Source organism: Hymenobacter miniatus, from assembly GCF_016427455.1.
GTDB lineage: Bacteria > Bacteroidota > Bacteroidia > Cytophagales > Hymenobacteraceae > Hymenobacter > Hymenobacter armeniacus.
The window spans coordinates 95254-110091 of the sequence record NZ_JAELXR010000006.1; the positions used below are offsets into that span (position 1 = coordinate 95254).

At 62.0% G+C, this 14838-nt stretch carries 10 protein-coding genes and 1 other RNA gene; 8 read left to right on the forward strand and 3 right to left on the reverse strand.

Annotated features, from left to right (window positions below; translation table 11 throughout):
- The first annotated feature begins 9 nt into the window (after positions 1-9).
- From JAO73_RS11180 to JAO73_RS11190, 3 genes are all read left to right on the forward strand, one after another.
- Positions 10-1659, forward strand: coding sequence for a RagB/SusD family nutrient uptake outer membrane protein (locus JAO73_RS11180; RefSeq protein ID WP_198977130.1), 1650 nt, complete (start codon positions 10-12; stop codon positions 1657-1659).
- Between the two features lie 166 nt (positions 1660-1825).
- On the forward strand, positions 1826-2620 hold the full coding sequence (locus JAO73_RS11185; RefSeq protein ID WP_198977131.1) for a SusE domain-containing protein: 795 nt from the start codon (positions 1826-1828) through the stop codon (positions 2618-2620).
- Between the two features lie 151 nt (positions 2621-2771).
- The gene (locus tag JAO73_RS11190) at positions 2772-3620 is read left to right on the forward strand and encodes an N-acetylglucosamine kinase (protein WP_198977132.1); all 849 of its coding nucleotides are present in this window, start codon (positions 2772-2774) and stop codon (positions 3618-3620) included.
- Between the two features lie 100 nt (positions 3621-3720).
- Here the strand turns inward: JAO73_RS11190 and JAO73_RS11195 are convergent, their stop codons facing one another.
- The gene (locus JAO73_RS11195) at positions 3721-6549 is read right to left on the reverse strand and encodes an alpha-amylase family glycosyl hydrolase (RefSeq protein WP_233169151.1); all 2829 of its coding nucleotides are present in this window, start codon (positions 6547-6549) and stop codon (positions 3721-3723) included.
- Positions 6550-6686: 137 nt separating this feature from the next.
- Between JAO73_RS11195 and JAO73_RS11200 the strand changes: the two genes are divergently transcribed.
- The 5 genes from JAO73_RS11200 to rnpB all read left to right on the forward strand — a co-directional run bounded on the left by JAO73_RS11200 (position 6687) and on the right by rnpB (position 12903).
- Positions 6687-7670: a DUF2279 domain-containing protein gene (locus JAO73_RS11200; protein WP_233169152.1), complete on the forward strand. Its 984-nt coding sequence runs from the start codon at positions 6687-6689 to the stop codon at positions 7668-7670.
- Positions 7671-7804: 134 nt separating this feature from the next.
- Positions 7805-9037 carry a Smr/MutS family protein gene (locus tag JAO73_RS23020; RefSeq protein WP_233169153.1) on the forward strand — a complete coding sequence of 411 codons (1233 nt, stop codon included), beginning with the start codon at positions 7805-7807 and terminating at the stop codon, positions 9035-9037.
- Between the two features lie 151 nt (positions 9038-9188).
- Positions 9189-10109: a metallophosphoesterase gene (locus JAO73_RS11210; protein WP_198977133.1), complete on the forward strand. Its 921-nt coding sequence runs from the start codon at positions 9189-9191 to the stop codon at positions 10107-10109.
- A gap of 84 nt (positions 10110-10193) precedes the next feature.
- Entirely contained in the window at positions 10194-12050 is a 1857-nt protein-coding gene (locus JAO73_RS11215; protein WP_198977134.1) for a M1 family metallopeptidase, read from the forward strand.
- Between the two features lie 455 nt (positions 12051-12505).
- Positions 12506-12903: RNase P RNA component class A (rnpB, locus tag JAO73_RS11220), an RNA gene on the forward strand.
- Positions 12904-12996: 93 nt separating this feature from the next.
- On the opposite strand, the gene JAO73_RS11225 is transcribed toward rnpB, so the two are convergent.
- Both JAO73_RS11225 and JAO73_RS11230 read right to left on the reverse strand, forming a co-directional pair.
- Positions 12997-13443 (reverse strand): c-type cytochrome, encoded by a 447-nt coding sequence (locus tag JAO73_RS11225; protein WP_317191221.1) that lies wholly within the window; start codon positions 13441-13443, stop codon positions 12997-12999.
- An 8-nt stretch (positions 13444-13451) separates the two neighbouring features.
- On the reverse strand, positions 13452-14732 hold the full coding sequence (locus JAO73_RS11230) for a PQQ-dependent sugar dehydrogenase (protein WP_190924528.1): 1281 nt from the start codon (positions 14730-14732) through the stop codon (positions 13452-13454).
- Positions 14733-14838 lie beyond the last annotated feature (106 nt).

Genomic DNA, 14838 nt, shown 5'->3' on the forward strand with positions numbered 1-14838 from the left:
CCACCACTCATGAAAAAAGCATTATACCGGGGGCTGACGGCCCTCACCCTGAGCACGGCACTGGCCGGCCTGAGCACGTCCTGCACCAAGGACCTGGACCAGACGCCCAAGTATGAGCTCACGCCCGACAAAGTATACGTGAGCCTGCCCGCTTACAAGCAGGTGCTCGCCAAGCTCTACGGCGGCTTCGCCCTGACGGGCCCCTCGGGCCCCGGTTCGGGCGACATTGTGGGCATCGACGCGGGCACTTCGGACTACATCCGCCAGTACTGGAGCGCCCAAGAGCTGACCACCGACGAAGCCGTGATTGCCTGGAACGACCCGGGCGTGCAGGAGTGGCACCGCATGAACTGGGACGCCACCGACCCGCTGACCCGCGGCCTGTATAACCGGATGTATTACGAGATTGCCATCTGCAACGAGTTCATTCGCGAAGCCTCGGACGACAACCTCAGCAGCCGTCTCGGCAGCGGCGACCAAGGCGAAGCCAAGCGCTACCGCGCCGAAGCCCGCTTCCTGCGCGCCGTAGCTTATCTGCACGTTATTGACCTGTTCGGCAATGGTCCGTTTGTGACGGAAAAAGACCCCATTGGGGGCCCGCTGCCCAGCTACGGCACGCGTCAGCAGCTGTACAACTACGTGGAGAGCGAGTTGCTGGCCCTGACCACGGAACTGGCTCCCGCCCGCACCAACGAGTACGGCCGCGTAGACCAAGCTGCTGCCTATGGCATGCTGGCCCGCCTGTACCTGAACGCAGGTGTATATACCGGCACGCCTCAGTACGCCAAAGCTGCCGATGCTGCCGACAAGGTTATTAAATCGGGTTATAGCCTGAGCGCCACTCCCTCCGGGCGTGTGTCGTCGGCTTACGGCCGCCTCTTTTTGGCCGATAACAACCTGGCTCCGGCCAAAGACGAAATCATCTGGCCCGTCATTTTTGACGTGAACAGTGTGCAGAGCTACGGTGGCACCACCTTCTTGGTGAACGGCGCCACGAGCGGTGCCGACGCCGGCTGGCAGCGCCTGGTGGGCCAGTCAACTGGCTGGGGCGGTCTGCGCACCACCAGCGCCTTGTTCGACAAGTTCTTCCTGGCCGGTGGCGACACCGCCAAGGACCGTCGGGGCCGCTTCTACACCAATGGCCAAACGCTGGCCATCAACGACCTGAGCCAGTTTACCCAAGGCCTGGGCGTACTGAAGTACCGCAACATCAATTCGGCCGGTGCGCCCCAGGGTGCTTCGCTCAACTTCTCGAGCGTGGACTTCCCCATGCTGCGCCTGGGCGACATGATGCTCATTTATGCCGAAGCAGCAACCCGCGGCAGCGGCGACCGCGTTGCGGCTCTGAACTACGTGAACCAGTTGCGCCGCCGCGGCTTTGGCCTGCCTATCACGACGCCCAGCGCCTTGGCCGACATCACCGACGCGCAGATGACCAGCGCCTTCATTTTGGATGAGCGCGCCCGGGAACTGCACTGGGAAGGCACGCGCCGCTCCGACCTCATCCGCTACAACCAGTTTGTGGAAAGCACTTACCTGTGGCCCTGGAAAGGGGGCGTGGCCAACGGCAAGGCTGTTGACGCCAAATACAAGCTGTTTCCGCTGCCGGCTTCGGACCTCGCGGCCAACCCCAACCTGAAGCAAAACACGGGCTACTAGCCTGTGCCTGGGAGGAACTGTCGCTGGGCAGTTCCTCCCAAATTTTGCTTTCATTTTTTTAGATGACGCGCACCGCTGCTCCCGGTGGCAGGCTTTCGCCCACTGCGAAGCCCGGTTCCGGAGTACGTACCGTTTCTGTTTACTCTTTTCATAATTTCCTATAACCATGAAAAATTGGCTTACCCAAGCAGCCGCTGGCCTGTTTGCCGTAGCTGCGCTGGCATCTTGCTCCAAAGACGAGAACAAGGTTACCGTGGCGCCTTCGGCTACAAGCACGCTGACGGCCTCCGCCAACTCGGTGGTACTGACCCAGGCAAACGCAAACCAGACGGCCATCACGTTTAACTGGACGCCGGTGACTTTTGCGCTGAGCGGCACCGAATACAACAAGGCCCCGGTGGTGACCTATGAACTGCAGGTGGCAAAGTCCGCCGATGGTTTCGGCTACCCCGGCATCATCAGCGTGACCGGCACGGGCACGTCGAAAGCCGTGACGGTGCAAGACCTGAACACGGCCCTTACCTTTTTGAACGTGACGCCCGGTGTGGCAACGCCGGTGTACGTGCGCGTTGCAGCTGGCGTGGGCAGCGACCGCCACAGCTTTGTTTCGAACGTTGTGCCCATCACGGCCACGGGCTACAAAGTTTGCCTACCCCCCAACACGGACGTGTGGTCCATCATTGGCCCCGCTGGCGTGGATTGGAACACCGACGTGCCGCTGGTGTACAATTGCGACACGAGAACCTATGACCTGACCCGCACCCTGAACGCCGGCGAGTTTAAGTTCCGTAAAAATTCCCAGTGGAACGTGAACGGCGTAGCCACCAACTACGGCGCTAACGCCCGCAATGCAAGCGGCACCGGTACCTTGGTATTGGACGGACCCAACATCTCTGTTCCCACCACGGGTACTTACACCATTAAGTTCGATTTGAACACCCTGACCTACTCCCTGAAGTAATTTCCCTGCGTTTTTGGATTTCAGGCTACGAAACCCCGTTCATTTTTTGGGCGGGGTTTCCGTTTTTATAACCTCACCCAACGCAAGGGTTGGGTTCCCTTCTCGCCTTGCGTACTACTTTAGCCCATCTTAAATAAAAGGCCATTTTCTCATGATTCTAATTGCCGACGGCGGTTCCACCAAATGCAGCTGGTGCCAGCTCGACGACGCGCGCAACCGCGTTTACTTCAACACCGAAGGGTACAACCCCGATTTTATTGACACGGCCGGCATTGCGGCGTCGCTGAACCAGCACCTGCCCGACACCCTGCCCCGCGACCAGGTGCGCGACGTGTATTTCTACGGCGCCGGGGTGTCGTCGGCCCAAAAGGCGGAGGTCATTGCCAGCGCACTGCGCCAGCTGTTTCCCAACGCCAAGGCCCACGTGACCGAAGACCTGCTGGCCGCGGCCCGGGCCCTGCTGGGCCGCAAGCCCGGCTTTGCCGCCATTCTGGGCACGGGCACCAACTCCTGCCTCTACGACGGCGAAAAAATCACCTACAACGTGGACTCGCTGGGCTATTTCCTGGGCGACGAAGGGTCGGGGTCGTTTTTCGGTAAGCGCCTGCTGCGCGACTATTTGCGCGGCCTGCTGCCCGACGGTCTGCAGGAGGCCCTGAAGGAAGAGTACAAGCTGGGCACGCGCAACGAAATCCTCGACCGCCTCTACAACCAGCCGCTGCCCAACCGCTACCTGGCCAGCTTCGCCAAGTTTGCCTACGACCACAACAACGTGAGCTACTGCCGCGACATCGTGCTCGAAGGCTTCGAGACGTTCTTCCAGAACCTGGTGCTGCACTACCCGCGCTACCAGGAGTACACTTTCAACTGCGTGGGCTCGGTGGGCTATAATTTCCGCGACGTGCTGACGCAGGTGGCCAAAAACCACGGCATGGAAGTGGGCAAAATCATCCGCTCCCCTATCGATGATTTGGTGGCGTACCACGAAGAGGATTTGTAGGCTGCGCTGCGCTTGGCAACGTGCAATTGCCGCCAAGCTCACCGCAAACAAAAAGGCCGCTTTCCTAGGAAAGCGGCCTTTTTGTTTGCGGTGAATTCCGTTAATGCTGTACCACCAGTCGAATGGTTTGGCTATGCTGCGGCGTGGTGAGGCGCACGAGGTACACGCCCTCGGCCAGCCCTTGCACGGGCAGGCTCACGCTGTGCGGGCCGGCGGCTTGCGGCGCGGCCGTGCTCACGGTGCGCACGGTGGCGCCCAGCAGGTTCTGCACGGTCATCGTGACGGCGGCCGGCAAGGGCAGCTCGTACTGCAGCAGCGCGGTGCTGGCGGTGGGGTTTGGCGAAGCCGTGAGGCGCAGCACGGCGGCGGCCGCCTGCGTGCGGGTGGGCAGCAGGGTGGCCTTCTTGATGCGGCGCGAGGTGTACACGGCGTAGGCGCCGGGCTGCAGCGTAATCAGCGCGTTGGGGTTGGTGACGGTGATGCTGTCGCCGCTGAGGTAGTTGTACCACTTGCCGGTGTTCTGGAAGGCCGGGTCGATGGTGGTGGAAGTCACGTCGAAGTTGCCAATGATGGTGACCTTCGTGTTGGCGTCGCTTAGGTGAATGGACTTGGCGGCACCGGCCAGCGACTGCGTGTAGGTGGTGGGGTTTTCAAACACCGGCTCCTTTTTCTTGAGCGCGATGAGGGCCCGGTACACGTCGTAGAGCTGGCGGCGGTTGGCGTTCTGGTAGTAGTTCCAGAGGATGGGCTTGTTGCCCACGCGGCCGTTCTGGTCGATGCTGATGTCGTAGCCCAGCTCGCCAAACTGCCAAATCATCTTCGGGCCGGGCACGGTGAGGAAGAAGGCCGCGGCGGCTTCGGTACGGGCCAGGGCGGTGTTCAGGTCGCGCACGTTGTGGGCGGGGTTGGTCTGGTTGCCGTAGGTGATGTTCTTGAACATGAGCCGCTCCTCGTCGTGGCTTTCCATGTACGTCACCAAATTGGGGCCGGCAAAGTTGCGGGTGCCGTAGTAGCCGCCGCTGAAGTTCGAGGTGCTCACGTAGCCCATGGTGGCTTCGTTGTAGTTGTAGTTCATGTTGCCCCACAGCATCATGCCGTAGTTGGCCAGCACCTGCTCCTCCGAGTTGTCAGCAAAGTGCTCCAGAATGCAGTACAGGTTGGGGTCCACAGCCTTCATGGCATCGTAGTAGTCCTTCCAGATGTTGATGCGCGACTGGTCGTAGGCGCCCCAGGCCCCCACGTTGGTGGGGTTGTTCACCTGCGTGAAGCCCTTGCTCAGGTCGAAACGGTAGCCGTCGACCTTGTATTCCTGCAGCCAGAACGCCATCACCTGCTTCGAGAAATACTTGGTGAATTGGCTTTCGTGGTTGAAGTCGTAGCCCACGTTGAAGGGGTGCGTGGCGTCTTGGTTGAACCACGGGCTGTTGGCGGCGGGCTTGCCGGTGGCGTTGTCGAAATACAGTTGCACCATGGGCGACTGGCCGAAGGAGTGGTTCAGTACCATGTCGAGCACCACGGCCATGCCGCGGCGGTGGCACTCGTCGATGAGGCGCTTCAGGTCGTTTTTGGTGCCGTAATATTTGTCGGGTGCGAAATAGAAGGAGGGATTGTAGCCCCAGCTTTCGTTGCCTTCAAACTCATTGATGGGCATCAGCTCGATGGCATTCACGCCCAAACGGCTCAGGTAGTTGAGCGTGTCGCGCAGGGTCTGGTAGTCGTGCCGGGCAATAAAGTCGCGCAGGTGCAGCTCGTAAATCACCAAGTCGGCGCGGCTAGGGCGCTGGTAATTGGTGGTCGTCCACACGTAGGGCGCCTGGTTGGTTTGCAGCACCGACACGTTCCCGGTCGTCGCGCTCGTGGGGTACGGCTTCAGGTTGGGGTAGGTCACGCTCGGGATGAACCGGTCGTCGTTTGGGTTCAGGATTTTCTCGCAGTACGGGTCGGCCACGCGCAGCTCGCCGTCCACGAGGTACTGATAGGCGTACTCCACGCCCGGCGTCAGGCCGTTGATTTGCACCCACCAGCGGTTGCCGTCGGGCGTGCGGTTCATGAAGGCCGAGTTGAGCGTCTGCCAGTTGTTGAATTCGCCGATGGCGTACACAAACTGCTTGTTCGGCGCAGTAAGGTTCAGAATCACCGACGTACCGCCGTTCAGGTAGGTGATGCCGTCCTTGGCACCGGCGGGCAGGGCCGCCGTCACCACCGAGGGCCGCACCACAAACACCAGCGAATCGACGGCCTGCGACGTGCCGCTCACCGCCGTAAAACGCACCACGCTGCGGCCCGTCTGCGAAATGGTGATGTTAGACGTCAGCGTGGTGGCGTTGGCTTGCTGAGCCACCTGGGTGCCGTTGAGGGTAAAGGCCAGGTTGGCCGACGCCGAGGCGGCGCCGGTCACGCTCACCTGCGTGTTCTGGTTCACAAACAGCGGATTGCCGTTGGTGCCCGGGCTGGGGCTGGTGATGCGGGCCGTGAGCGCCGCCTGGGCGGCATCCACGAAAATATCCCCGCCGCCGGCAGCCCGGCCCACCACGGTGCCGTCGGCATTCTTGAAAATCATGCCCAGGCGCAGCAGCGTTTCGCCGGCCGGAATGGGGTAATAGGTGCGCGGCGTGAAGGTGATGCGGTAGATGTTCGGATTGCTGGCGTCGCGCGTCATCAGGGCCGTGGGGTCGGCCTGATTGAAGGTGGAGCTGTGCACGTTGCGCCAGTTGGTGTTGCTGGAGCTCAGGTTGGTCACGGTGCCGGTCCAGATGTAGACGTTGCCGGTGAAGTTGGCCAGCGCGCCGTTGCCCTGGGTGGCGTCGAAGGTGATGGTCACGGGCGTGGTGTCGGTGAAAAACACCGGCGACGTGGTGACCACCTGCGCCTGAGCCGTCCAGGCCAACAGGCTGCACAGCAGCATGGTAATTCGGGTAAATGTTTGCATTGGGGGAATTTTTGTTGGGATGGATGAAGGAACAACAAGGCCCCGCGCAAGGCCTTGTGCAAACGATAGCGCAAGATACAGCTTCTGGCCTCTTCGTGGGGCAAAACCGCCTACCTTTGCGGCTGATTCTTGCCCGCATGACGTTTATTTCCTGCCCATTTGTTCCCATACGACGTTGGCTGTTGATGGGGCTGTGGGCCGTGGGCGGACTGGCCCTGGCGCCCGCCGCCAGCGCGCAGATTCCCGCCCGCGCCGATAGCACCGTGCTGCTCGCACCGCAAACGGCTGCATCGCCGTCTACCGATTCGTTGGCGATGCGCAAACGGCGCCTGCGTTGGTTGGTGGGCGGTTCGGCCGTGGGCTACGGCGTCATCTACACGGGCCTCACTACCGCCTGGTATACCGGGGAGCGGGTGCCGCTGCACTGGTTCAACGACTTGCCCGAGTGGCAGCAGCTCGACAAAGCCGGCCATTTCTGGGGCGCCTTTCAGGAAAGCCGCGGCGCCGTCGACATGCTGCGCTGGGCCGGCCTGAGCGAGAAGAAAGCCATTTGGTACGGGTCCTTCGTGGGGTTTGCCATTCAGAGCCCGCTGGAAATTCTGGACGGGCGCGACCCGGAATATGGCGCCTCGGCCACCGATTTGGCGGCCAATTTTCTGGGCTCGGCGGGCCTGCTGGCCCAGCAGCTGGCTTGGCACGACGTCCGCATCATGCCCAAATGGTCGTTTCACCTCACCGGCTACGCCCAGCGCCGCCCCAACGTACTGGGCAGCAACGTACCCGAACGCTGGCTCAAAGACTACAACGGCCAGACGTATTGGCTCTGCACCGACGTGGGCGCTTTTCTGAAGCCCGGCAACCGCTGGCCCCGCTGGCTGCAGCCGGCCCTGGGCTACGGCGGCGAAGACATGGTGTACAACGACGACGCCACCAACGCGGCGGCCGGCCTGCGCCCCTACCGCCAGTTTTACTTGTCGCTCGACGTCGACCTTCGGCGCATCCCCACCCGCAGCGTGGTGCTCAAGCGGGTGTTCTACGCCCTGAGCATTTTCCACATGCCGGCCCCGGCCCTGGAATACAACCCACGCAACGGTTTCGGCTTCCACGCGCTCTACTTATAGGCCCGGGCCGGCTAAAATCCGTTAGGGAAACCCGGGCGGCCCCCGTTGCCCGTACTTTTGACGAACTCACCCGCCCCGGGCAGCCGTTCTTCACGCCGTAGAACTGACCTGGGAGCGGGCAAATTAGAACTGTTATGAACGTAGGAGATAGAGTCCGGCTGCTGACCGGCACCGAAGAAGGAATCGTTACCCGCCTGCTCGACAGCGAACTGGTGGAAGTGGCCATCGACAACGATTTTACCATTCCCGTGCTGCGGCGCGAAGTGGTGGTGGTGGCCCAGGAAGAAGGCAAGAACTTCGACCGCGCCGCCCCCGACCTGGGCCCCGGCCAAGCGCCCGGCCGCAACGCCAACGCCAGCAAAAAAGACAAAAGCAAGCGCCCCGGCCAGCCGGCCGCCGCGGCCCCGGGTCGGCCGGCGCAGCCCTCGCTGCAGGAGGCCCTGGCCGCCGCGGCCTCCAGCGGCGCGGGCATCGCCAAGCCGGCCGGCATTGTGCCCGGAACTGCCGGCGCCAAGCAGCCAGCAGCGGCCAAAGGCCTGTTCCTGGCCCTGGTGCACCAGTCGCCGGAGCTGCTGGCCGTCACGCTCATCAACAACACCGAGGCCGACGTGCTCTACACCTACGGCGAGGAAACCAGCGCCCGTCCCTACCGCGCCCTGGCCGCCGACAAGCTGGGCCCCAAAGCCAGCACCAAGCCCCTCTCCTTCCTGCACCTGAAGGATTTTGAAACCTGGCCGGCCGTGGTGTTCCAACTGCTGCCCACCAGGCTCAACGGCGACGCGGCCTACGAGCTGCTCACCAAGCGCCAAGCCTTCAAAGCCAGCACCTTCTACAGCAGCCTGAAACCGGCGCCGGTAATTGGCAAGGAAGCCTACCTCTTCCAGCTCGACGAAAAAGCCGCCGCGGCCATCGCACCTGAGAAACTCGCCGAAGAAGCCCCGTCTCCGGCTCCCGCCGCCCAGGCCAAACCCGCCGGCGTGGATGCCGCCGCGCTCAAGGCCCAGCTCAGCGGCGATGCACCGGCCAAGCCGGCTGCGGTAGTAGCGGCCGCGGCGCCCGCGCCCGCTGCGCCGGTAGTAGCCCCGCCCCACGAGTTCGACCTGCACCTCGAAGCCTTGCGGCCCGACAACAAGGAGGACTTGAGCAATACCGCCATCCTGCGCCTGCAGCTCGATGCGTTTGAGGATGCGCTGAGCCGCGCGCTGGCCACCAACATGCACGAAATCGTCTTCATCCACGGCATGGGCAACGGGGTGCTGCGCAAGGAAATTCACCGCCAGCTGAGCCGCAACAAGGATATCAAGTTCTTTGAAGACGCGCGCAAAGAGAAGTTTGGCTTCGGTGCCACGCTGGTGCGCTTGAAGTAGCACTTCGGGCTTCTCGCCGGACAAGTAAAAACGTCATGCAGAGCGCCAGCGAAGCATCTCGCGCGCAAGAGTAGATAATTACTTCTGCGCGCGAGATGCTTCGCTGGCGCTCTGCATGACGTTCTAATTTCTTTCAAATCCCTTTCCTACCATGTACGACCTCATTGGCGATATCCACGGCCACGCGGCCGAGCTGCATCGGCTGCTGAAAAAACTGGAATACGCTCCCGATGCGCAGGGCATTTATCGCCACCCGGCGGGGCGCCAGGTCATTTTTTTGGGCGATTTCATCGACCGGGGGCCGCACATCCGCGAGACGCTGCAGGTGGTGCGCGGCATGGTGGACGCCGGCACGGCCCTGGCCGTGATGGGCAACCACGAATACAACGCCCTCGCGTTTTGGGCCTTCGCCCCCGACGGGGGCCACCTCCGGCCGCATTGGCCTAATCACATTCTGCAGCACCTGGAAACCATCAAGGAGTTCAGCAGCAAGGAGCAGTTTGCGGAGTGGCGCGGCTACCTGGCGTGGTTTCGCACGCTGCCGCTGTTTCTGGAGCGGCCGGGGCTGCGCGTGGTGCACGCCTGCTGGGACGCCCGCTTCATTGCGTACCTGCGGCAGGAACTGCCCGATTCCCACCTGACGCCGGACTTTCTGCTCCGGGCCAGCCGCGTCGGCTCGCCCGAATTCAAGGCCATTGAAGTGACGCTGAAAGGCCACGAAACCAAACTGCCCGGCGACCACCATTTCTTCGACAAAGACGGCCACCGCCGCACCATGGTGCGCACCGCGTGGTGGCGCGACCCGGCCGCCTCCACCTACCACGACTACTACCTCGAACCCATCGACGCCCTGGCCGACCAGCCCGTGGACGTGGCCGCCCTGCCCCACGCCGGCTACTACCAGGACGAAACGCCCGTGTTCTTCGGCCACTACTGGCTGCGCGGCGAGCCCCGGATTCTGACGCCGCACTCCGTGTGCCTCGACTATAGCGTGGCCAAGGGCGGCGAGCTGGTGGCTTACCGCTGGCACGGCGAGCAGGTGCTCACGCCCGCCGGACTGGTGCGGGCCTGATTCAGGGGATTTTGCCGGACGGCAGGCAACGGTGCCCTTCCCGCACCGTTCTTTGTCCTTTACCCGCAAAATCAACGGCGTCCCATGCGTTTTCTTTACCTGCTGCTCCTCTCCCTGCCCGCCCTGGCCCAGCAGCCCCTGCCCATCCCGCGCAACCTGCAGGCCACCTACGCCAAAGGCACCCGCGCCGAAAGCGGCCAGCCCGGCCCCAACTACTGGCAAAACACCGCCGACTACGACCTGACCGTCAGCTTCGACCCCACCACGCGGCGCGTGAGCGGCACCGTCGACATCAAGTACCAGAACAACAGCCCCGACTCGCTGCGGCAGGTCTGGTTCAAGCTCTACCCCAACATTTACCAGAAAGGGGCGCCCCGCAGCCGCCCCTTCTCGCCGGCCGACGTGGGCGAGGGCATGAAAATCACCGCCCTCACCATCAACGGCGAGGTATTCAACGTGGCCAAGCTGGCCATCGAAGCCACCAACATGGCCGTGCCGCTTCGCCGGGCCATCGGGGCACGGCAGTCGGCCACGGTGAAGGCCACGTACTCCTACGTCCTCAACAAAGGCTCGCATCAGCGCACCGGCGAGATTGAGCCGGGGGCTGACTTTGTGGCTTATTTCTTCCCGCGCATTGCTGTTTATGATGACATCGATGGCTGGAACCGCGTGCCCTACACCGGCGACCAGGAGTTCTACAACGACTTCTGCAATTTCAAAGCCGCCATCACCGTGCCCAAAAACTTCGTGGTGTGGGCCACCGGCGATTTGAAAAACACCGACCAAGTGCTTGCCAAAAAGTACGCCCAGCGCCTGCGCGATGCGGAACAGAAAGACGCCGTGGCCTTCGTCATCTCGGCCGAAGATGCCCAGCGCCGCGACATCACCGCCCAAAACCCGCAGAACACCTGGCGCTTCGAGGCCCGCAACGTGACGGACTTCGTGTTTGCTACCGCCGACCATTACGTGTGGCAATCGACCAGCCTCGTGGTAGACCCGGCCACCAAGCGCCGCACCCGCGTCGATGCCGTGTACAATCCCAAGCACAAAGACTACGAGGAGGTCATTCAGTTCAGCCGCAAAACAGTGGAGGCCATGAGCTATACCTTCCCCAAGTGGCCCTTCCCCTACGCGCACGAAACGGTGTTTGACGGCCTCGACCAGATGGAGTACCCCATGATGGTGAACGACAACCCCACCGAAACCCGCGAGGACGCCATCACCCTCACCGACCACGAAATCTTCCACACGATGTTCCCTTTCTACATGGGCATCAACGAAACGAAGTACGGCTGGATGGACGAGGGCTGGGCCACCATCGGCGAGTGGCTGATTTCGAGCCTCATCGACCCCAAGCTCGACGACGACTACGGCGTGGCCCGCTACGCCAGCAGCGCCGCCACCGAAAACGACCTGCCCGTGGTCACGCTCAGCACCCAGCAAACGGGCCTGCCGTTCTTCCTCAACTCCTATCCCAAGCCCGGCATGGGCTATTTGTATGTGAAGGACCTGCTCGGCGACGAGCTGTTCACGCAGGCCCTGCACACCTACATCCGCCAGTGGAACGGCAAGCACCCCATGCCCTACGACTTCTTCAACAGCATGAACACCGGTGCGGGCCGCAACCTGAACTGGTTCTGGCAGCGCTGGTTCTTCGACGCCGGCTACCCCGACCTGGCCATCGCCGGCGTGACTAAAACCGGCACCGGCTACGATGTCCAGGTGCAAGCCAAAGGCAGCAAGCCCGTCCCCGTCGACCTCACCGTGACCTTCGCCGACAACACGACCCAGAAAATCCACCGCAGCATAGCCGTTTGGGAAACGGGCGCCACCTCCGTCACCGTGCCCGTAGCCACCAAGCAACCCGTGACGCGCGTGACGCTGGGCAGCACGCTGGTGCCGGATAGTTACCCCAAGGACAATGTGTGGGAGGGAAAGTAAATAATATCTCCGATGGGCCTGCTTTTCCTTATTGTCCTTTTGCCTTGCGTGTTCGTTTGGTGTAAATCTGTTTATGCCATTAGCAAATATTCGCAGCTTAGTTGGGTGACCGTTTTGCTGGGGACTGTGATGGCTGTGTTTGGTATCATTTGGCCCATGGCAATGTGGAAGATTACGGGCAGTATTTATGCATTCGGGCCACCCTTTGTTTACTTATTGTTTTCGGTTATTGTACCTTACTTTTTGGGTGATACCCTACTACGCCCCGAGGGAAATAACCACAGGCCATTTAATCTCGCGTTAGCACATTCCTTGTTTCTGGCAGTAAGTATGACATTTCCTTTCTTGTGTGCTTACTATTTTTTTGCTCCTGCTAACATGAGTGTCTCCGCGCTTCTGGGGCTTCAGGCGTATCATTAGTTGCCTTGCTGACTTGTCCCTTACCTTTGCCCGCAGTGATGGGTCGCCCCACCGCGGCGCTTTCGGGCGACGAGGAAAGTCCGGGCAACGCAGAGCACCTTGCTTCCTAACGGGAAGGACTGGCGCAAGCCAGGACAGCGAGTGCCACAGAAAATTACCGCCTACGTCGCCCTCGGGCGGCCGGTAAGGGTGAAAAGGTGCGGTAAGAGCGCACCAGCGGGCGGGTGACCGTCCCGGCTGGGTAAACCTCAGGGGTTGAAAGACCAAATAAGCTGGCACGCCGGCGCGGCCTTCGGGCGGCACCGGCACCGGGCGGCTCGTCCGGCGCCAGCGGGTAGGTTGATGGAGCCTTTCCGCAAGGACTGGCCTAGATAAATGGTGGGGCAGCTGCTTCGGCAGCGGACAGAACCCGGCTTACAGACTCATCACCTCCCATCAAAAAAGGCTCTTCCCGCACGGGAAGAGCCTTTTTTATTCATTGGCCGTCATGCTGCGCTGCGCGCTGCATGACGGCCTTTTTTCGCGCTTATTTCTTGTTAGCGGCCCGAATAGCCTTCACCTCGGCCGCGCTCAAGGCGCTGGCTTTGTTGCCGAAGGAGTTGCGGACGTAGGTGAGCACCGCCGCAATCTGGGCGTCGGTCAGCGACTCCTGGGCGGGCATCACGTTGTTGTAAGGCTCGCCGTTGATGTCGACGCCCTGCAGGCCGTTGAGCAGCACTTTGGTGAGGCGGGTTTTGTCGCCCAGCACGTAGTCGGTATTGGCCAGCGGCGGGTTCAGGCCGTCCACGCCCAGGCCGTCGGCCTGGTGGCAGCTGAGGCAGTTTTGCACGTACACCGACTTGCCCTGGGCCAGCACGGCGGCGGGCACGCCCACGGCTTTTTTGGCGGGGGCTTTCACGGGCGTTTTTTTCTGGGCGGCGGCGGGGCCGGCCGCCACGGCCAGCAGCGACAGCAGAACAACTAATTTCTTCACGAGCGGGCTTATTTCTTGTTGTACACGATGCGGTAGATGGTCCCGGCCTTGTCGTCGCTCACGTAGAGCGAGCCATCGGGGCCCTGGGCCAGGCCGCAGGGCTTGTGGTCGGCGCGGCCGGACGCCACCTTTTCCGGCGAGCCGGCGAAGTTGTCGGCAAACACTTCCCACGGGCCGCTCGGCTTACCGTTTTTAAAGGGTTGGAACACCACGTAGTAGCCCTTCTGCGGCTCAGGGGCGCGGTTCCAGGAGCCGTGGAAGGCGATGAACGCGCCGTTGCGATACTTTTCCGGAAACATGGTGCCGGTGTAGAACAACAGCGCGTTGGGCGCCGTGTGGGCGGGGTAGGCCGCGGCGGGCTCCAGGTACTTGGGGTCGGCTTCCTTCTTGCCGTCGCCGCCATACTCGGGGGCCAGCATTTTCTTCTTTTGAATAGGGTCGTAGTACAGGAAGGGCCAGCCGGCGTTGGCGCCTTTGGTAAGGGCGTAGAGGCACTCAGCAGGCAACTCGGCCGACTGTTTCGTGTCGTACATCTCCGGGAAGATGTCGTGCAGCTGGTCGCGGCCGTGCTGCATCACGAAAAGCTGGTTGGCCTGCGCGTTCCAGTCGAGGCCCACCACGTTGCGCAGGCCCGTGGCGTAGCGGCTGCCGCTGCCATAGCCCTGGTTCAGCTTGTCGGCCCGGAACTGCCAGATGCCGCCCGCCGAATCCAGAATCGGGCAGTTTTGCTGGCCCAGGGAGCCTTTCTGCCGGTCTTTGATTTGACAGGAGTTGGAGTAGGCGCCGATGTTGACGTAAAGGTTGCCGGCGTTGTCGAGGGCAATGGATTTGCTCTCGTGCTGACGGCGGTTGATGAGGCCGCTCACTATTTTTTCGGGCTGCGTGGGGTTGGTTACCTCCCCTTTCGCGTCCAGCTTGTAGCGGTACACGTCTTCGTCGGACGAGGCGTAGAGGTAGCCGTCTTTCACGGCAATGCCGGTGCCGCCGTATCCGCCGAAACCACCCGTCACCGTGGCCTTGCCCGTCGCGGCGGGCTTCAATTCGAGGATGCCTTTGCCGTCTTTGGGCCGGTTCAGCTTCACGTAGATGTTGCCCTGGGGCGTCACGGCAATGTGCCGGGCCCGGCCGCCGGTTTCGGCCACTACCAGCGCGCCGAAGCCGGCCGGGAGCTTGAGGCCGGCGTTGTTGGGGTCGGGGGCCACGGTGGGTCGGCTGGTGAGGGAGTAGAGGCCGAAGCTGCTGGCCAGAGCCGCCGCCAGCAGCAGCGGACGGGTGAAGTTATTGTTCATGGATGGAAATGTTGGTTGAATAGGGCGAAGTAGAGACGCAACATCTTGCGTCTCGTCGTGGAACGGTAACACTGAACGAGCCAGACCGTGCCGTTCAAATAAACAA

Bases quoted from the DNA above. Each gene is read 5' to 3' on its own strand.
- JAO73_RS11195 (WP_233169151.1), bottom strand. From the start codon at position 6,549: ATGCAAACATTTACCCGAATTACCATGCTGCTGTGCAGCCTGTTGGCC.
- JAO73_RS11185 (WP_198977131.1), top strand. From the start codon at position 1,826: ATGAAAAATTGGCTTACCCAAGCAGCCGCTGGCCTGTTTGCCGTAGCT.
- JAO73_RS11190 (WP_198977132.1), top strand. From the start codon at position 2,772: ATGATTCTAATTGCCGACGGCGGTTCCACCAAATGCAGCTGGTGCCAG.
- JAO73_RS11210 (WP_198977133.1), top strand. From the start codon at position 9,189: ATGTACGACCTCATTGGCGATATCCACGGCCACGCGGCCGAGCTGCAT.
- JAO73_RS11180 (WP_198977130.1), top strand. From the start codon at position 10: ATGAAAAAAGCATTATACCGGGGGCTGACGGCCCTCACCCTGAGCACG.
- JAO73_RS23020 (WP_233169153.1), top strand. From the start codon at position 7,805: ATGAACGTAGGAGATAGAGTCCGGCTGCTGACCGGCACCGAAGAAGGA.
- JAO73_RS11230 (WP_190924528.1), bottom strand. From the start codon at position 14,732: ATGAACAATAACTTCACCCGTCCGCTGCTGCTGGCGGCGGCTCTGGCC.
- JAO73_RS11200 (WP_233169152.1), top strand. From the start codon at position 6,687: ATGACGTTTATTTCCTGCCCATTTGTTCCCATACGACGTTGGCTGTTG.
- JAO73_RS11215 (WP_198977134.1), top strand. From the start codon at position 10,194: ATGCGTTTTCTTTACCTGCTGCTCCTCTCCCTGCCCGCCCTGGCCCAG.